17 protein-coding genes are annotated in these 18,149 nt (G+C 69.8%); 1 reads left to right on the plus strand and 16 read right to left on the minus strand.

Going from position 1 to position 18,149, the window contains the following annotated elements; genetic code table 11:
- Positions 1 to 9: 9 nt before the first annotated feature.
- From carB to JWS13_RS06785, 9 genes are all read right to left on the minus strand, one after another.
- Positions 10 to 3,378, minus strand: a complete 3,369-nt coding sequence (carB, locus tag JWS13_RS06745) for a carbamoyl-phosphate synthase large subunit (protein ID WP_206005054.1) — start codon at positions 3,376 to 3,378, stop codon at positions 10 to 12.
- Positions 3,378 to 4,538 (minus strand): glutamine-hydrolyzing carbamoyl-phosphate synthase small subunit, encoded by a 1,161-nt coding sequence (gene carA, locus JWS13_RS06750; protein WP_087555942.1) that lies wholly within the window; start codon positions 4,536 to 4,538, stop codon positions 3,378 to 3,380. The genes carB and carA overlap by 1 nt, the downstream gene beginning before the upstream one ends.
- A complete protein-coding gene (locus JWS13_RS06755) occupies positions 4,535 to 5,101 on the minus strand; it encodes a PH-like domain-containing protein (protein WP_087555941.1) in 567 nt (188 codons plus the stop codon). The genes carA and JWS13_RS06755 overlap by 4 nt, the downstream gene beginning before the upstream one ends.
- Positions 5,098 to 6,441, minus strand: a complete 1,344-nt coding sequence (locus tag JWS13_RS06760; RefSeq protein WP_206005055.1) for a dihydroorotase — start codon at positions 6,439 to 6,441, stop codon at positions 5,098 to 5,100. Before JWS13_RS06760 ends, JWS13_RS06755 begins: the two co-directional genes overlap by 4 nt.
- Entirely contained in the window at positions 6,438 to 7,382 is a 945-nt protein-coding gene (locus JWS13_RS06765) for an aspartate carbamoyltransferase catalytic subunit (RefSeq protein ID WP_124390892.1), read from the minus strand. The genes JWS13_RS06760 and JWS13_RS06765 overlap by 4 nt, the downstream gene beginning before the upstream one ends.
- Positions 7,383 to 8,012, minus strand: a complete 630-nt coding sequence (gene pyrR / locus JWS13_RS06770; RefSeq protein ID WP_087555939.1) for a bifunctional pyr operon transcriptional regulator/uracil phosphoribosyltransferase PyrR — start codon at positions 8,010 to 8,012, stop codon at positions 7,383 to 7,385. It abuts the gene before it with no gap.
- A 140-nt stretch (positions 8,013 to 8,152) separates the two neighbouring features.
- A complete protein-coding gene (nusB, locus tag JWS13_RS06775; RefSeq protein ID WP_087555938.1) occupies positions 8,153 to 8,662 on the minus strand; it encodes a transcription antitermination factor NusB in 510 nt (169 codons plus the stop codon).
- Entirely contained in the window at positions 8,663 to 9,226 is a 564-nt protein-coding gene (efp, locus tag JWS13_RS06780; RefSeq protein ID WP_005241702.1) for an elongation factor P, read from the minus strand.
- A 34-nt stretch (positions 9,227 to 9,260) separates the two neighbouring features.
- Positions 9,261 to 10,364 (minus strand): aminopeptidase P family protein, encoded by a 1,104-nt coding sequence (locus tag JWS13_RS06785; protein ID WP_206005056.1) that lies wholly within the window; start codon positions 10,362 to 10,364, stop codon positions 9,261 to 9,263.
- 136 nt (positions 10,365 to 10,500) lie between these two features.
- On the opposite strand from JWS13_RS06785, the gene JWS13_RS06790 reads away from it, so the two are divergent.
- A complete protein-coding gene (locus JWS13_RS06790; protein WP_206005057.1) occupies positions 10,501 to 11,247 on the plus strand; it encodes a B-4DMT family transporter in 747 nt (248 codons plus the stop codon).
- 104 nt (positions 11,248 to 11,351) lie between these two features.
- Here the strand turns inward: JWS13_RS06790 and aroB are convergent, their stop codons facing one another.
- From aroB to ruvX, 7 genes are all read right to left on the minus strand, one after another.
- Positions 11,352 to 12,464, minus strand: a complete 1,113-nt coding sequence (aroB, locus tag JWS13_RS06795) for a 3-dehydroquinate synthase (RefSeq protein WP_087556005.1) — start codon at positions 12,462 to 12,464, stop codon at positions 11,352 to 11,354.
- Positions 12,465 to 12,529: 65 nt separating this feature from the next.
- Positions 12,530 to 13,036, minus strand: coding sequence for a shikimate kinase (locus tag JWS13_RS06800; RefSeq protein WP_206011518.1), 507 nt, complete (start codon positions 13,034 to 13,036; stop codon positions 12,530 to 12,532).
- A 38-nt stretch (positions 13,037 to 13,074) separates the two neighbouring features.
- Positions 13,075 to 14,262 carry a chorismate synthase gene (gene aroC / locus JWS13_RS06805; RefSeq protein WP_072942156.1) on the minus strand — a complete coding sequence of 396 codons (1,188 nt, stop codon included), beginning with the start codon at positions 14,260 to 14,262 and terminating at the stop codon, positions 13,075 to 13,077.
- A 75-nt stretch (positions 14,263 to 14,337) separates the two neighbouring features.
- Complete coding sequence (locus JWS13_RS06810) at positions 14,338 to 14,940, minus strand: prepilin peptidase (RefSeq protein ID WP_206005058.1); 603 nt, start codon at positions 14,938 to 14,940, stop codon at positions 14,338 to 14,340.
- Between the two features lie 91 nt (positions 14,941 to 15,031).
- On the minus strand, positions 15,032 to 15,859 hold the full coding sequence (locus JWS13_RS06815) for a shikimate dehydrogenase (RefSeq protein WP_206005059.1): 828 nt from the start codon (positions 15,857 to 15,859) through the stop codon (positions 15,032 to 15,034).
- On the minus strand, positions 15,849 to 17,615 hold the full coding sequence (locus JWS13_RS06820) for an endolytic transglycosylase MltG (protein ID WP_206005060.1): 1,767 nt from the start codon (positions 17,613 to 17,615) through the stop codon (positions 15,849 to 15,851). The genes JWS13_RS06815 and JWS13_RS06820 overlap by 11 nt, the downstream gene beginning before the upstream one ends.
- Positions 17,612 to 18,148 (minus strand): Holliday junction resolvase RuvX, encoded by a 537-nt coding sequence (gene ruvX / locus JWS13_RS06825; RefSeq protein WP_072942164.1) that lies wholly within the window; start codon positions 18,146 to 18,148, stop codon positions 17,612 to 17,614. Before ruvX ends, JWS13_RS06820 begins: the two co-directional genes overlap by 4 nt.
- Position 18,149 lies beyond the last annotated feature (1 nt).

Below are 18,149 nucleotides of genomic sequence, written 5' to 3' on the forward strand. Positions count from 1 at the left end.
GGTGTCCGCTCACGACGAGACGGATCCGGTCGCGGGGGCGACGACCACGGCCGGCGACCGCAGCCGCGCGTGCAGTGCCTGGAGCGACTGGACGCCGATGTCGCCGCGGATCGCGGCCTCGATGCCCTGCACCGCGGCGGACGCGCCCTGCACTGTGGTGACGCACGGGATGTTCATGGCGACGGCTGCACTGCGGATCTCGTAGCCGTCGACACGCGGTCCGGAGTTGCCGTACGGGGTGTTGATGACCATGTCGACCTCGCCGTCGCGGATCGTCTCGACGATGGTGCGCTCCCCCGCCTCCAGCTTCTCGCCGGAGTGCTTGTGCACCTCCTGGCAGGTGATCCCGTTGCGGCGGAGGACCGCCGCGGTTCCCTCGGTGGCCAGGATCCGGAAGCCCAGGTCGGCGAGCCGCTTGACCGGGAAGATCAGCGACCGCTTGTCCTTGTTGGCGACCGACACGAACACCGAGCCCGAGGTGGGCAGCGAACCGTACGCGGCCGTCTGGCTCTTCGCGAACGCGGTGCCGAAGTCGGCGTCGATGCCCATGACCTCGCCGGTCGACTTCATCTCCGGGCTCAGCAGGGTGTCGACCCCGGTGCCGTCGGCGCGGCGGAACCGGTTGAACGGCAGCACCGCCTCCTTGACGGCGACGGGCGCGTCCGCCGGGGTCCAGCCGCCGTCGCCGGTGGCCGGGAGCACGCCGCTCGTGCGCAGATCGGCGATGGACTCGCCGAGCATGACGCGGGCGCACGCCTTGGCGAGCTGCACGGCCGTCGCCTTGGACACGAACGGCACGGTGCGGCTGGCGCGGGGGTTGGCCTCGAGGACGTACAGGATGTCGTCCTTGAGGGCGTACTGGACGTTGAGCAGGCCCTTCACGCCGATGCCCTTGGCGAGCGCCTCCGTGGAGCGGCGGACGTTTTCGAGGTCGGCGCGGCCGAGGGTGATCGGCGGCAGCGCACAGGCCGAGTCGCCGGAGTGGATACCGGCCTCCTCGATGTGCTCCATCACGCCGCCGAGGTACACCTCGGTGCCGTCGCACAGGGCGTCGACGTCGATCTCGATGGCGTCTTCCAGGAACCGGTCGACGAGCACCGGCCGGTCGTCGGAGATCTCGGTGGCGCGGGAGATGTAGCTCTCCAGGGACGCCTCGTCGTACACGATCTCCATGCCGCGGCCACCGAGGACGTACGACGGCCGGACCAGCACCGGGTATCCGATGCCGGCCGCGATGTCGCGGGCCCCGGCGAACGTGGTGGCGGTGCCGAACTTGGGAGCGGGCAGACCGGCGTCGACCAGCACCTTCCCGAACTCGCCGCGATCCTCCGCGAGGTCGATCGCCTCGGGGCTGGTGCCGACGATCGGCACTCCCGCCGCCTTCAGCCGCTTCGCCAGACCCAGCGGGGTCTGACCGCCGAGTTGCACGATCACACCGGCGACGGTGCCCGAGATCGACTCCGCCCGGTACACCTCGAGCACGTCCTCGAACGTCAACGGTTCGAAGTACAGCCGGTCGGCCGTGTCGTAGTCGGTGGAGACGGTCTCCGGGTTGCAGTTGACCATCACGGTCTCGTAGCCGGCCTCCGACAGCGTCAGGGCGGCGTGCACGCAGGAGTAGTCGAACTCGATGCCCTGACCGATGCGGTTCGGTCCGGAACCGAGGATCAGGACCTTCGGACGCTCGGTCTGCGGGGCCACCTCGGACTCGGCCGCCGGGTCCAGTTCGTACGTGGAGTAGTGGTACGGCGTCTTCGCCTCGAACTCGGCGGCGCAGGTGTCGACCGTCTTGTAGACGGGGTGGACGTCCCACTGCTCGCGCAGCGCGCGGACCGCGTCCTCGCCACCGATCTCGGGGCGCAGGGCCGCGATCTGCCGATCCGACAGGCCGTGGTGCTTGGCGCGCCGCAGGACCCGCTCGGTCACCTCGGGGGCCTCGCGCAGCGTGTCGCCGAGCTCGTGGATCTGCAGGATCTGGTCCAGGAACCACGGGTCGATCTTCGTGGCGTCGAACAGCTGCTCGACGGTGGCGCCGAGCGCGAACGCCTTCTCGACGCCGTACACGCGTCCGTCGCGGGGGATGCTTAGTTCCGCGAGGAGGCTGTCGAGGTCGGCGGCCTCCACGTCGGGACCGGTCCAGTACCCGGCCCGCTTGGTCTCGAGCGAGCGCAGCACCTTGCCGAACGCCTCGGTGAAGTTGCGGCCGATCGACATGGCCTCACCGACCGACTTCATCGTGGTGGTGAGGGTGTCGTCGGCGCCGGGGAACTTCTCGAACGCGAAGCGAGGCGCCTTGACCACGACGTAGTCGAGGGTCGGCTCGAAGCACGCCGGCGTTTCCTTGGTGATGTCGTTGACGATCTCGTCCAGGGTGTAGCCGATGGCGAGCTTCGCGGCGATCTTCGCGATCGGGAATCCGGTCGCCTTCGACGCGAGCGCGCTGGACCGGGACACGCGCGGGTTCATCTCGATGACGACGAGGCGCCCGTCGGCAGGGTCCATCGCGAACTGGATGTTGCAGCCACCGGTGTCGACGCCGACCTCGCGGAGGATGTCGATGGAGAGGTCGCGCATCGCCTGGTACTCACGGTCGGTGAGGGTCATGGCGGGGGCGACGGTGATCGAGTCGCCGGTGTGCACACCGACCGGGTCGACGTTCTCGATCGAGCACACGATCACGACGTTGTCGCGGCCGTCGCGCATCAGCTCGAGCTCGTATTCCTTCCACCCGAGGATCGACTCCTCGATCAGCACGTTGGCGGTGGGGGACGCCGCGAGGCCGCCGCCGGCGATCCGCGTGAGGTCCTCGTCGTTGTAGGCCATGCCGGAGCCGAGTCCGCCCATCGTGAACGACGGCCGCACGACCACCGGGAAGCCCAGTTCGGCGACCGTGTCGCGGACCTCGTCCATCGTGTAGCAGACGCGGGAGCGCGCCGACTCGCCGCCGACCTTGGCGACGATGTCCTTGAACTTCTGCCGGTCCTCACCGCGCTGGATGGCGTCGAAGTCGGCGCCGATCAGCTCGACGTCGTACTTCTCGAGGATGCCCTGCTCGTGCAGCGCCACCGCGGTGTTGAGGGCGGTCTGGCCGCCGAGCGTCGCGAGGACGGCGTCGATCGGGTGCCCCTTCTCGGCCTCGAGGGCGATGACCTTCTCGACGAACTCGGCGGTGATCGGCTCCACGTACGTGGCGTCCGCGAATTCGGGGTCGGTCATGATCGTGGCCGGGTTGGAGTTGACGAGGCTGACCCGCAGGCCCTCCTCGCGCAGCACCCGGCAGGCCTGGGTTCCGGAGTAGTCGAACTCACAGGCCTGGCCGATGACGATCGGCCCGGAGCCGATCACCAGGATGTGGGAGAGATCGGTACGGCGTGGCATTAGTTCTTGACTCCCTCGAGCAGGCTGGTGAAGCGGTCGAACAGGTACGCGGCGTCGTGCGGGCCCGCCGCGGCCTCGGGGTGGTACTGCACCGAGAAGGCGGATCCGTCGAGTAGGCGGACCCCCTCGACGGCACCGTCGTTGGCGCAGGTGTGACTGACGACGGCCTTGCCGAACGGGGTGTCGAACTCCTGTCCGGCCTCCCCCTCCAGCGCGAACCCGTGGTTCTGCGCCGTGATCGCGATGCGTCCGGTCTCGTGTTCGACGACCGGGATGTTGATGCCCCGGTGGCCGAACTTCATCTTGTAGGTGCCGAGACCGAGTGCGCGCCCGAGGATCTGGTTGCCGAAGCAGATGCCGAACAGGGGCAGGCCCTGCCCGATGACTTCCTTCGTCAGGTGCACGGCGCCGTCGGCGGTCGCCGGGTCGCCGGGACCGTTGGAGAGGAAGACGCCGTCGGCCTTCAGGTCCAGGATCTGCGCGAGCGTGGCGTCGGACGGGAGCACGTGCACCCGGATGCCGCGCTCGGCGAACATGCGCGGGGTGTTGGTCTTGATGCCGAGGTCGATGGCCGCGACCGTGAAGCGTGCCTCTCCCCCGGTCGGCTCGACGACGTAGCCGCTGGTGGTGCTGACCTCGCCGGCGAGGTCCGCTCCGAGCATCGACGGCTGGCCCTTCACCCGGTCGAGCAGCACGTCGGTGTCGGCGAGGGCGTCGCCGGAGAACACGCCGGCGCGCATGGAACCGCGGGTACGCAGGTGGCGGACCAGGGCCCGGGTGTCGATGCCGGCGATCCCGACGACGCCCTGCTTGACGAGTTCGTCCTGCAGGGATCCGGTGGCACGCCAGCTGGAGGTGCGGCGGGCGGGGTCGCGGACGACGTACCCGGCGACCCAGATCTTCGCCTCGGCGCTGCTGCCGGTGGGGCCGACGGATTCGTCGTCCTCGTCGTTCCACCCGGTGTTGCCGATCTGCGGCGCGGTGGCCACGACGATCTGGCGGTGGTAGCTGGGGTCGGTGAGCGTCTCCTGGTACCCGGTCATGCCGGTGCTGAAGACGGCCTCACCGAGCGTCTGGCCGACGGCCCCGAAAGTGGTGCCCCGGAATACCCGTCCGTCCTCGAGGACCAGTACTGCAGAGTCGGTGTCGTAGCCGCTCATGCGTTCTCTCCGTTCTGCTCGACCTCACCAGAGCTCGCCGCATTCGCTGAATCTTCACTGTCTGTCTTGCCGTCCGGTGTCCCTGCGCCCACCCAGGCCGGGTACACGGACTTGTCGTCGCTGCGGAAACCGGTGTCGATCTCGGTGCCGGTCGGCAACTCCCACCGGATCACCAGGACGCCGTCCTTGCTCATGACCTTGCCCGCCAGGCCGCGTTCGGTGCGCACCGCGCGGACCGCGTCCTGCGGGATCCAGATCGCCGACGCCCCGTCGCGTTCGAGCAGGATCCCGGTTTCGTAGCGGGAGATCTCACCCGTTGCCCGGAAGCCGAGGTCGCCGACCGCGATCCGGTCCTGCCAGCTGGGGGCGAGGGTGCTGCCCACGTACAGTCCGGTGGCCGGGGCGATCGTCTGCGCGCCGAGGTGCGCGGGCACGCCGGGAAGCTGCCCGACCCGGTCGGCCTGCCGCCGGGCCCGGCCGCGCCAGCCGATGTACATGAGGAAGATGGCCAGCGCCCAGAACGCGACGAGGCCCACAACCCACAGAATTCTCTCCACCGTCATCCCCTGCCGTTTCGCACCCGGACGCGGGCCTGGCCGTCGCTCGCGGTGATCCGGCCGCGCAGGATCGTCGTCGTCACCCGCGCCGGGAGGGTCATCGACTCGTACGGCGTGTTGTGGGCGACGCTGGCGAGATCGGGGCCGTGGACGGTCCATTCGGCGTCCGGGTCGATCAGCACGAGGTTGGCGGGCTCGCCGACCTCGAGCGGGCGACCCTGGTCGTCGAGTCCGACGATCTCGGCCGGGCGCTCACTCATCACCCGGGCCACGCCGCGCCAGTCGAGCAGCCCCGTGCGGACCATCGTCTGCACGACGATCGACAGCGCGGTCTCGAGCCCCAGCATTCCGGGGCGGGCGGCCGCGAACTCGCAGCACTTGTCCTGCTCGGCGTGCGGCGCGTGGTCGGTCGCGACACAGTCGATGGTCCCCTCGGCCAGTCCGGCCCGGAGCGCGGCGACGTCGCTCGCCTCCCGCAGGGGCGGGTTCACCTTGTTGACGGCGTCGTACGTCTCGAGCCGGGAGTCGTCGAGCAGCAGGTGGTGCGGGGTGACCTCGGCGGTGATCGAAATACCTTGCCCGCGTGCCCACTTCATCAGTTCGACGGTGCCCGCGGTGGAGGCGTGGCAGATGTGCACCCGCGCCCCGGCGTCGCGGGCGAGCAGTGCGTCGCGGGCGACGATCGACTCCTCGGCGGCGCGGGGCCAGCCCGCCAGCCCGAGCCGGGCGGCGGTGGGTCCCTCGTGCGCGATCGCGCCGACGGTCAGTCGCGGCTCCTCCGCGTGCTGCGCGATGAGCACCCCGAGCGAACTCGAGTACTCGAGGGCCCGGCGCATGATCAGCGGGTCGTAGACGCAGTGGCCGTCGTCCGAGAACATCCGCACCCTGCCGGTCCCCGACGCCATCGTGGCCATCTCGGCGAGCTGCTTGCCCTCGAGCCCGACGGTGACGGCGCCGACGGGGTGCACGTCGACGAGCCCGACCTCCTGGCCGCGGCGCCACACGTGGTCGGTGACGACCACCGAGTCGGCGACCGGGCTGGTGTTGGCCATCGCGAACACCGCGGTGTACCCGCCGAGCGCGGCGGCGGCGGAACCGGAATCGATGGTCTCGGTGTCCTCGCGGCCGGGTTCCCGCAGGTGGGTGTGCAGGTCGACGAATCCGGGGAGCAGGATCTGCCCCGCCGCGTCGATCACCTCGGCGTCGGGCGCGGCGTCCTTGCCCGCGTCCGCACCGATCGCGGCGATGACTCCGTCACCGAGCAGAACGTCGGTGGGCTCGCCCTCGCCGTACAGCAACACGTTCTTGATGAGCACTGTCTCTCCTGTCACTGCACTGTCACTCATCCCGCAACTTCCTCCGCCCCGACCAGCAGCCGGAACAGCACCGCCATCCGCATGTGCACACCGTTGGTCACCTGCTGCAGCACAGCGGTTCTCGACGAATCGGCCACCGCCGAAGCGATTTCCATGCCGCGCAGCATCGGACCGGGGTGCAGCACCACCGCGTGCTCGGGAAGCAGCGCCAGCCGCTTCTCCGACAGGCCGTAATTGATCGAGTACTCCCGCTGGGACGGGAAGAACCCGCCGTTCATCCGTTCCGCCTGCACCCGCAGCATGAGGACTGCGTCGAGACCGGGCAGCTCCGCGTCGAGGGAATGCGCCACCGATACCGGCCACGACGTCACACCGACCGGGAGCAGCGTGGGCGGCGCGACGAGGACGACCTCGGCGCCGAGCATCGACAGCAGCAGCGCATTCGACCGCGCGACCCGGCTGTGCAGGATGTCGCCGACGATGGCGATGCGCTTGCCCTCGATGTCACCGAGACGCTGACGCAGCGTGAGCGCGTCGAGCAGCGCCTGGGTGGGGTGTTCGTGCGTGCCGTCGCCGGCGTTGATCACCGCGGGTCCACCGTCGTCCTGACGTCCGGTCCAGCTCGCGATCTGGTGGGCCGCACCCGACGCAGGGTGCCGCACGATCAGGGCGTCGGCGCCGGCGGCGCGCAACGTCATCGCGGTGTCCCGGAGGGATTCGCCCTTCGACACCGACGAACTGGACGCGCTGACGTTGATGACGTCCGCGCTCATCCACTTCCCGGCGACCTCGAACGACACCCGGGTGCGGGTCGAGTTCTCGAAGAACACGGTCATGACGGTCCGGCCGCGCAGCGTCGGGAGCTTGCGCACCTCACGTCCGAGGAGGGCCTGTTCGAAGCGTTCGGCCTCGTCGAGAAGTTCGACGGCCGATTCCCGTGTCAGGTCCGCGATCGACAACAGGTGCTTCACTTAGCTCTTCCCCCCGGAGATCATGACCGCGTCGCGGCCGTCGTGTTCGCTCAGGAGCACCTTGACGTCCTCGGTGCGGGCGGTGGGCACGTTCTTGCCCACGTAGTCGGCGCGCAGCGGCAGTTCGCGGTGCCCGCGGTCGACGAGGACTGCCAGCTGGACGGCGCGGGGCCGCCCGAGGTCGCGGAGGGCGTCGAGCGCCGAGCGGACGGTGCGGCCGGAGAACAGCACGTCGTCGACGAGGACGACCAGGGTGTTGTCGACGCCACCCTCGGGAACCGAGGTGCGTTCGAGGGGGCGGTGCGGTTTGGTGCGCAGATCGTCGCGGTACAGGGTGATGTCGAGGGAGCCGACCGGTGGGCGCACCCCGGAGAATTCTTCGATCTTCCCGGCGAGCCGCGCGGCGAGCGTCGTGCCGCGGGTCGGGATGCCGATCAGAACGACGCGCGGCGCTTCACCGTCGGCGGCGTCGATCGCGGTCTTCTCGATGATCTGGTGCGCGATTCGCGCAATGGTCCGTCCCACATCGGCCGCGGACAGCAGCTCACGTGCGGGTTCGACGGACGGGGACTCTTCTGGTGTTGAATCCGCCGGTTCCCCGGCGGGGCGAGACCCTTCGGGCACGCGCATACAACGACCTCCTTCTCCGCCTCACTGGACGGATCGTTAAAGGATGCCTGACGCGGACAGCTTATCAGCGCGTCGACTGCGCCAGGCCCGGACCCCTGACCTGCGGACCCGCCGACGCGGGCCCGCAGCGGGACACGAACTTACGAGCGGGCGTCGTTCGACTCGCCGCCGGCGGTCTCGGCACGGCGCGACGTTGCGGCCGCAGCCGACCGCACCTGCGGGGCCACCAGCACGACCTGACCGAGGATGCCGTTGACGAAACCCGGCGACTCGTCGGTGGAGAGCTGCTTGGCCAGCTCCACCGCCTCGTCCACGGCCACGACCGGAGGCACGTCGGTGGCGTGGAACAGCTCCCACACGGCGATGCGCAGGATGGCGCGGTCGACGGCGGGAAGCCGCTCGAGCGTCCAGTCCTGCAGGTGGGACGAGATCACCTCGTCGAGGCGGTCCAGGTTCTCCGCGACACCCGTCACCACGGTGACGGTGTACGGGGCGACCGGCGCCACCGAATCGTCCTTGCCGGACAATTCGGCGCGCTCGGTTGCGAGATCGACCGGATCGAGATCTCGCGCCTCCGCCTCGAAGAGGAAATCGACGGCGCGTTTGCGGGCCTTGTGCCGCGCGCCGAGTTTCTTATGCGTACCGGACACTCAGGAATTCACACGCCCGAGGTAGTTGCCGTCGCGGGAGTCGACCTTCAGCTTGTCACCGGTGTTGATGAACAGCGGAACGTTGATCTCGGCGCCGGTCTCGAGGGTGGCGGGCTTGGTGCCGCCGGTGGAGCGGTCGCCCTGCAGGCCGGGATCGGTGTGCTGGACCACCAGTTCGACGGTGACGGGCAGTTCCACGAACAGCGGAACGTCCTCGTGCGTCGCGACCTGCACGGCCATGTTCTCGAGCATGAAGCGGGCGCCGTCGCCGACGGTGGCCTCGCTGATCGAGATCTGGTCGTAGGTGTCGCCGTCCATGAAGATGTAGTCGGTGCCGTCGTGGTACAGGTACGTCATGTCACGGCGGTCGACCGTGGCCGTGTCCACCTTGACGCCGGCGTTGAACGTCTTGTCGACGACCTTGCCCGAGAGCACGTTCTTCAACTTGGTGCGCACGAACGCGGGACCCTTGCCGGGCTTCACGTGCTGGAACTCGGTAATCGTCCACAGCTGGCCTTCGATCTGCAGGACCAGGCCGTTCTTGAAATCACTGGTGGAAGCCACTTGCTTCGCGTCTCCTCGATAAGGTCGAAACCGTCTACACGACAGTCAGGTCTTTGGTGGTGAGTGTGAGCAGTTCCGGTCCCTGCTCACGAACCACGAGCGTGTCCTCGATCCGCACGCCTCCGCGCCCGGAGAAGTACACGCCCGGCTCGACGGTCACCGCCGCACCGTCCAGAAGTGTACCGGTGCCCAGCTTGCCGATTCCCGGAGCTTCGTGGATCTCCAGGCCGACGCCGTGTCCGAGGCCGTGCAGGAACAGCTCTCCGTAGCCGGCGTCCTCGATGACCCGGCGGGCGGCGGCGTCCACCGCGGACACCTCGGCTCCCGGGCGCAGCGCGTCCCGCCCGGCCTCCTGCGACCGCGCGACCAGCGCATATACGTCCCGTTGCCAGTCCGCGGCCTGCTCGAGGACATACGTTCTGGTCATGTCCGAGTGGTAACCGCCGACCTCCGCGCCGAAGTCCAGCTTCACGAAGTCGCCGCTGCCGAGCACCGCCTCGGTCGGCCGGTGGTGCGGGATCGCCGAGTGGGCGCCCGCCGCGACGATGGTCTCGAACGAGATCCCGTCGGCGCCGTGCGCGAGCATCAGCGCCTCCAGTTCCCGGCCCACCTCCTTCTCGGTGCGTCCGGGGCGGAGGCCACCACGCTCGATCAGCTCGGCGAGCGCGGAGTCGGCGGCCGTGCACGCCGCGCGCAGCAGCCCGACCTCGAAGTCGTCTTTCACCATCCGCAGTTCCTCGACGAGACCCGGAACGGGTTCCAGCCGCGCGTCCGGCGCGAGCACCGACCATGCCGCGAACTCGTCCACCGTGACGACGTGACTCTCGAACGCCAGCGACGACGGACTCCGCCGCCCCACCGTTTCGATCAGGTGCGCGGCGCTGGCGCGGGCGATCTCGGCGCGCAGATCGGGAACCTGTTCTCCGACCTGTGTGAGGTAGCGGCCGTCGGTGCAGATGACAGTGCGCTCCTCGGCGCCCACGGCGTCGGACGCGTGCACGAGCAGCGCGGCATTGGAGCCGGTGAACCCGGTGAGATACCGGATGTTCACCAGATTCGTCACCAGAAGTGCGTCGAGATCCCGGGCGGCGAGGGCCGCGCGCAGCGCCGCGCGCCGCGAACCATGATCAGCAGGCATGTCGTCAAACGTACCGGCAATCCGCCGCCGGGTGGGCGCGGATCGACGGCACCCGTCCGGCGACGAGAACAGGTTTCAGACCGCCCCCGTGTGGGTTAGGCCACACGGACGAAAACCCGCTCGTTACGCTGTGCCCATGAATGCGTGGGTGGTACGCGGCCTCGGCATGGCCCTGATACATGTTTTCGTTCGTGTGATCCTCGGTGTGTCGATCACACAGTGGCCGCTTCAGGGTTCCGCTCTGAGATGGCTCGCACTGCTGATCGTGGTGTTCGTGGCACTGATCTGGGCCGGCATCGACGGCATCCGGGACCGTCGCCGCAACCCCGATCCGGAGGACGGCGCCGACCTGACGATGCTGTGGCTGAAGGCGGCCCTGCTCGGCGGAGTCGTCGCGGGGGTGGGGAGCTGGCTGGCGAACCTGGTGCCGAACCTCAACGTCACCCAGAACTCGTTCTTCTTCGAGATCACGTCGGGGGCCGCGTTCACGGTCCTGCTGATCTTCGTGCCTGCCATGCTCGCCGTGTTCCTCGGCCGGTTCTTCGTCGGCCGGGAGTCCAGGAAGACGGTGAAGGACCGCGGCGAACGCCGGCCGGCGGCGCGCGGCGCCGGAGTGGCCGCAGGAACCGCAGCGGGGGGAACCGCAGCCGCAGCCGTGGCCGACGACGACGGGTACGGCCAGAACTACCCCGGCCAGGCGTACGAGCAGACCCCGGACACCGGGTACGCCGGCTCCGACGCCGACACGGCCGTGTTCGAACCGGTGCACAACTATCGCGAGGACACGTCCGACCTCGATCAGCCGCAGGCCGGGGACACCACGTGGCAGGACCCGGTCGATCTCGGCAAGCGGACCACGGACGACCAGCGGCGCGGCGAGTAACCGCTCTCGGCTCTCCCACACCCCACAGACGACACACCGACAGACGACGCGGCGGTGTGAGCGCACTCGCTCACACCGCCGCGTCCTTGCCTTCTCCGGCTACGTCACAGAAGGACGGCACCGCCGGCGCCCGGCGTCGCCTCGCGGGCCACCGCGGAGTACGCGGCGACGAGCAGAGACGGATCCGGGCCCTCGAGCCGTCCGGGCTTCGCGAGCCCGTCGAGCACGACGAACCGCAGCACGCCTGCCCGGTTCTTCTTGTCCGTCTGCATCCCCTCGACCAGCTGGCCGAACGCGTCCGCGTCGTACGTGGTGGGCAGCCCCACCAGTTCCAGGATGGTGCGGTGCCGGTCCGCCGTCGCATCGTCCAGGCGTCCCGCCAACCGCCCCAGTTCGGCCGCGAAGACGAGCCCGACGGCGACCGCCGCACCGTGACGCCAGCGGTAGCGTTCCCGCCGCTCGATCGCGTGCCCGAGCGTGTGCCCGTAGTTGAGGATCTCCCGCAGATCCGACTCCCGCAGGTCCGCGGCCACGACCTTGGCCTTGACCTCCACGGACCGCCGGATCAGTTCGGGCAGAACGGTTCCCGTCGGGTCCAGCGCGGCCTCGGGATCTTTCTCGATGAGCTCCAGGATCACGGGGTCGGCGATGAATCCGGTCTTCACGACCTCCGCCATGCCCGCGACGATCTCGTTGCGGGGCACCGTCTCGAGCGTCGCCAGGTCGATGAGCACCGCCGACGGCTCGTGGAACGATCCCACCAGGTTCTTGCCGGCCTCGGTGTTGATGCCGGTCTTGCCGCCGACCGCCGCATCGACCATCGCGAGCAGCGTCGTGGGCACATGAATCACGCGGACCCCGCGCATCCACGTCGCCGCGACGAACCCGGCGAGGTCGGTGGCCGCGCCGCCGCCCAGACTGACGACGGCGTCGCTGCGGGTCAGGCCGATCCGGCCGAGGACCTCCCAGCAGAACCCGGCGACAGCAAGATCCTTGCCGTCCTCCGCGTCCGGAATCTCGATGCGGTGCGCATCGATCCCCTTCTCGGCGAGCGCCGCGCGCACCGCCTCCGCAGTCTCCGCCAGCGGCGGCTGGTGGAAGATCGCCACCGTCCTCGTGCCGGTGAGTTCGTCCACCAGCTCGCCGAGCAATCCGCGCCCGATGATGACCGGGTAGGGGTTCGCCGTCTGCACCTGTACGCGTACCGGTTCGGTCACTGTCTGCTGCTCCGCTCCGTCTTGTCCGAGGTTCTCGGACGTCTTTGGTTCCGCTGGGTCGCCGATCACTCGGCGAGTTTCGCCACCAGCTGCTGCACCACCCGGGCGGGACTCCGCCCGTCCGTGCGTATCCGGATGGACGCCACCTCCCGGTACAGCGGTCGGCGCTTGCGCATCAACTCGGTGTACACCTGGCGGGGGTCGCCACCGGAGAGGAGCGGGCGCGCGGTGTTGGTTCCCGTGCGCTTGAGCCCCTCGGCCACGCTGATCTCGAGGTAGATCACGGTGTGGCCCTTCAACAATTCCCGGGTGCGCTCGGAGAGGATGGACCCGCCGCCGAGCGACACGATCCCCTCGTGGCTCTCGATGGCCTTCCGGACGATCTCTTCCTCGAGGGCGCGGAAGGCGGGTTCGCCCTCCTGGACGAAGATCTCGGCGATCGTGCGCCCCGCCTCTTCCTCGACGGCCACGTCGGTGTCGAACAACGACAGGTCCAGCGCCTGCGCGAGGCGGCGCCCGATCGTGGACTTACCCGCTCCCGGCGGACCGACGAGCACGGCTTTCGGTGCCATCATCGGTCACCGCCCCGGCGCGACGGCAGACGGGCTGGTCATCGCGCGAGCCGGGCTGCGACACCCGATGCGTAACGCTCGTAGTTGGCGGCCGTCTCGGCGACCGAGTCGCCACCGAACTTCTCGAGCGCGGCCTGGGCCACGACCAACGCCACCATCGCCTCGGCCACGACACCGGCGGCGGGCACCGCGCACACGTCGGACCGCTGGTGGATGGCCACGGCTTCCTCACCGGTCGACATGTCGACGGTGGCCAGGGCACGCGGGACCGTCGAGATCGGCTTCATCGCCGCGCGCACGCGGAGCGCCTCGCCGTTGGTCATGCCGCCCTCGAGACCGCCTGCGCGGTTGGTCGAACGCAGAATTCCGTCCGGGCCCGGCCGCATCTCGTCGTGCGCCTGGCTGCCGCGGCGGCGCGCGGTCTCGAAGCCGTCGCCGACCTCGACACCCTTGATGGCCTGGATTCCCATCAGGGCGGACGCCAGACGGGCGTCGAGGCGGTCCGCGCCGCTGATGAACGATCCGAGACCCACGGGGAGGCCGTGGATGACGACCTCGACGACACCGCCGAGGGTGTCGCCGTCACGCTTGGCGGCCTCGATCTCGGCGATCATCGACTCCTCTGCGGCCTTGTCGAACGCGCGGACCGGGCTGGCGTCGATCGCGGCGAGGTCGGAGGCGGTGGGTTCGGGACCGACGTACGGATCGGACGCGCCGATCGAGATCACATGCGACAGCACCTCCACGCCGAACACCTGGCGGAGGAAACCGCGGGCGAACGTCGCGGCCGCGACCCGGGCCGCCGTCTCGCGCGCACTCGCGCGTTCGAGAACCGGGCGGGCGTCGTCGAACCCGTACTTGAGCATGCCCGAGTAGTCGGCGTGACCGGGGCGCGGACGGGTGAGCGGCGCGTTCCGCGCCTGATCGGCGAGCAGGTCGGCGTCCACCGGGTCGGCGGACATGATGGTTTCCCACTTCGGCCACTCGGTGTTGCCCACCTCGACGGCGATCGGACCGCCGAGCGTCCGGCCGTGTCGGACACCACCGACGATGGTGACCTTGTCGGCCTCGAACTTCATCCGCGCACCCCGGCCGTAGCCGAGGCGGCGTCGCGCGAGTTGGGTCGAAATGTCCTCGGACGTCACTTCGACGCCCGCGACCATCCCCTCGAGCATCGCGACGAGGGCGGGACCATGGGATTCTCCGGCAGTTATCCAGCGCAGCACGCCAATATCCTTCCATGTCGCCGCGTCCGGCAGTGACGGTGGTCCTCCCGGGGCGCGTGCGGGGTGCGGACTCGGTCAGGTGAGGTGCCCGGCGAACAGCGCCGCCAGTGTCGCGGCACACATGGCGGGCCCGTGCGGGAGCGGCGACGACGAGCGCCGGACGGCGAGGACGACGCAGCCCGCCACTGCGGTCAGTGCCGGTGCGAGCGCGGCCGCGAACACCCAGGCCTCTCCCCCTGCCAGCCCGGCGGCCGCGCCGACCCCGAGCGCGAGTTTCACGTCGCCCGCACCGATCGCACCGGGTGCCCCGAGGTACAGGGCGAGATAGGCGGCCGCCAGCAGGAGACCGCCGATCACGGCGGCGGACGCGGCGCCGGTCGCGACACCGACGGCGACAATCACCAGGAACCCGGGCAGCGTCAACAGGTTCGGCAGCCTCCGCGCACACAGGTCGGTCGCGGCGAGACTCGCACACCACCACCAGAACGCCAGCGCACCCGGCAGCATCCACACCGGGTTGCGGCCGGAGTCGGCCCAGACCGTCGCGGCCACGCCGACCGCGCACACCGCCTCGCACCAGCCCGGCCACACCGGGCCCACGAACCGGGCCGCGGTGAGACGCGCACACCGTCCCGCACCCGCACCGGCCACCACACTCGTCACGATCAGCCACCACATGCCGACCAGCGTGCGGGACGCGGCACCCGGACCCCTCGCGGCGACCTGCGCGAACGATCGCCCTGTGGATGGAAGCCGGGCCTGTGGACAACTAGCCCAGAGCGGCGGCCATCGCCTCGCGCGGCGCCGGGCGGCCGGTAAACTGCTCGACTTGCCCGAACGCCTGGTGCAGCAGCATCGACAGACCACCGACGACCGTTCCCCCGGCCACCTCGACCGCGGCCGCCAGCGGGGTCGGCCAGGGGTCGTAGATCGCGTCGAGCACGAACGGCGCCCGGCCGAGAACGCCCGCGTAGTCGGTGATCGCGGCGGACGGAACGGTGCTGACGAGTGCGGCGGCCGCGGCGCACCGGGCACCGAGTTCGGGGCTGTCGAAGCCCAGCAACCGGACGTCGAGCCCCACCGATTCCGCGCACCCCAGTGCACCTGCCGCGCGACCCGCGTCGCGGGCCACGACGGTCACGGATTTCACGCCGAGGTCGGCGAGCGCGACGAGCGCGGGCCTGGCCGTCCCGCCGGCGCCGACGACGACCGCCTCGGCGCCCGCGATGGCACCGACACCGCCCGCGGTGAGCGCGCCGCTGACCCCGTCCACGTCGGTGCAGTCGGCACGCCAGCCGCCCTCGATACGGACCAGGGTGTTCGCGGAGCCGATCGCCACGGCCCGGTCGGTGCGCTCCGACGCGAAGTCGAGCGCGGCAATCTTGCCCGGCATCGTGACGGACAGACCGACCCATTCCGGGCCGAGCCCGGACACCAGGCCGGGGAGTCGCTCCCCGTCGCACTCGATGCGGTCGTACGTCCACCCGGTGAGACCGAGCGCGCGGTACGCCGCGAGGTGCAGTTGCGGTGATCGCGAATGCGCGATCGGGCTGCCCAGCACCGCAGCTTTGCGTGCGGTCACCAACTCATCGTCCACTGTTGAGAATCCCGTTGTTCAGAGCCTGGTCGATGTTGGCCAGGTGTTCGTCGTAGCTCTTCGTGAAGAGTGTGGTGCCCTTCGCATCGATCGTCACGAAGTAGATCCAGTCGCCGGGCGCCGGTTGTTCGACCGCCTGGAGCGCCCCGATGCTCGGCGACGAGATCGGCGTCGCAGGCAGGCCGGGGCTGGCGTACGTGTTCCAGGGTGTCACCTGCGCGCGGTCGGCGTCGGTGGTGGCCAGTTCGGTGGTGTCCAGCGCGTAGTTGACGGTGGAGTCGAACTGCAGCGCCTGGTTGACGGCGAGCCGGTTGAGGATGACGCGGGCGACCTTCGAGAAGTCGTCGGGCATCGCCTCGCGTTCCACCAGGGACGCCGCGACCAGCATCTTGTACGGGGTGAGACCGACCTGGTTGCCCGCGGTGAGGATCCCGGTCTTCTCGTAGCTCGCGGAACTCTCGGACACCAGCCGCTGCAGAATGGCGGCCGGACCGGCGGTCGGATCGAAATCCCAACTGCCCGCGGCGATCAGGCCCTCGAGCTGGCGATCCCGGTCCGGAACACCCGCGACCGAGTCCTTCGCCCAGTCGGGCACGCCGAGCGCGGTCAGGTCGCCCGCACCGGCGGCGTTGAGGTCGTCGTAGCTGATGCACTTCTGCTGACCGGCGTCACCGAGGCAGCTGGCCTCGGAGATCAGCGTGTAGATCCCCTTCTTCTTGGCGCCGGTCTGCACGTCGGTCGTGTCGTGGAGTTGCCTGCCCTCGGAGATGATCATCTGCCCGACGCGGGAGGCGGGGTCGACCAGTTCCTGCACGGCGTCGTCCGCCGGAATCTGGGTCGCGAGGCTGTAGAAGCCGGGTTGCACCGAGTTCATGGCGTTGCTCTGGACCGCGGCGTTGAAGAACGCCGATCCGCTGGCGACGACGTCGCGGTCCGCCAGGGTGGTGGCGATCTCCTCCGCGGTGTCGCCCGGATGGACCTGCACGACCACCTCGGGACCGCCGGGGCCTGCGTAGTCCGCGGGCGCGTCGGACCCGCCGAAGAACAACTTGCCGCCGACGAACACGACACCGACCAGCACGATCAGGACCGTCGCGGCGGCGAGGACGCCGAACACCTTGCCCCGGCGCGCGCGTCCCCTGGCCTGTTTGCGTCTGCGGGCCTGCGTGCGGGCAGCGGCGCGGGTGGGCGGGATCTCCTCGGGAATCGCCGAGGGCGGGATCTCCTCGGGGATCGCCGAGATGATCTGTGTCTCGGCCTCCGCGAACGCGACGTCCGGTTGCGGACGGTCGTAGCCGTCGTCGGGGTATGCCTGGGCGTCGTCCGGATCGTCGACGTGGTCGTCCACAAACGGGCGGTCGTCGGCCGGCGGCTCCCGGTACGCGCGGGCGTCGCCGTAGGAGCGGGGACCGTATCCGTCCTCGTACACGGACTCGATGTCGGAGGGCTGCTCGTAGCGCGGCTCGTACCGCGGCTCCGCGTAATCGCGGTGCGGTTCGTGGCGCTGCGGCTCCTCGAGGTGCGGTTCCTCGTAGTGTGGTTCGTCGACGTGCGGCTCGTCGAAATGCGGCTCGTCGAAATACGGTTCGTCGTGCACGACGGCGTGGCGGCCGGTGGTGACGAGGTCGTCGCCCGGGGGCGGCGTGTAGCCGACCTCGTCGTCGTCCTCTTCGAGGTAGCGGTGCCGTCGGGGTTCGCGGGGGATGTACTGGAAGTCGGGTCGCTCACCAGCGGGGCGGCGGCGGTGATTGCTCACTGGCCTGCCTCCGGTAGCTGCACGTCCCCACCTGAATCCCCTGCATTCACCGACCTGCTCCGCTCGTCCAACCATCCCTGCAAGATCGCCACCGCCGCAGCCTGGTCGATCACAGGACGCTGGCCCCTCGCACTGACACCGCTCTCGCGAAGCGCCCGTGCGGCAGTGACGGTCGTCAGACGTTCGTCCGCCATCCGCACCGGTATCGGGTCGACCTTCCTTCGCAATCGCTTCGCGAACACAGTAGCGATCGAGGCGGCTTTTCCCCGTTCACCCCGCAGGGTCTGCGGCAGACCGACGATAACCTCCACCGCCTCGTATTCCTCGACAATGTCGGCAATGCGCCGGATGTCCGGCGCGTCGGGCCCGCGTTCCTTGGACCGGGGCACCGTCTCCACGGGGGTGGCGAGGATCCCGTCAGGGTCGCTCGACGCGACACCGATGCGGACACTACCCACATCGATGCCGATACGCCGACCACGCCCAGGGTCGTCGACTCCCGGTCGATCCGGACCCTGTTCCGCGTGATCCACC

The organism is Rhodococcus pseudokoreensis (assembly GCF_017068395.1).
GTDB lineage: Bacteria > Actinomycetota > Actinomycetes > Mycobacteriales > Mycobacteriaceae > Rhodococcus_F > Rhodococcus_F pseudokoreensis.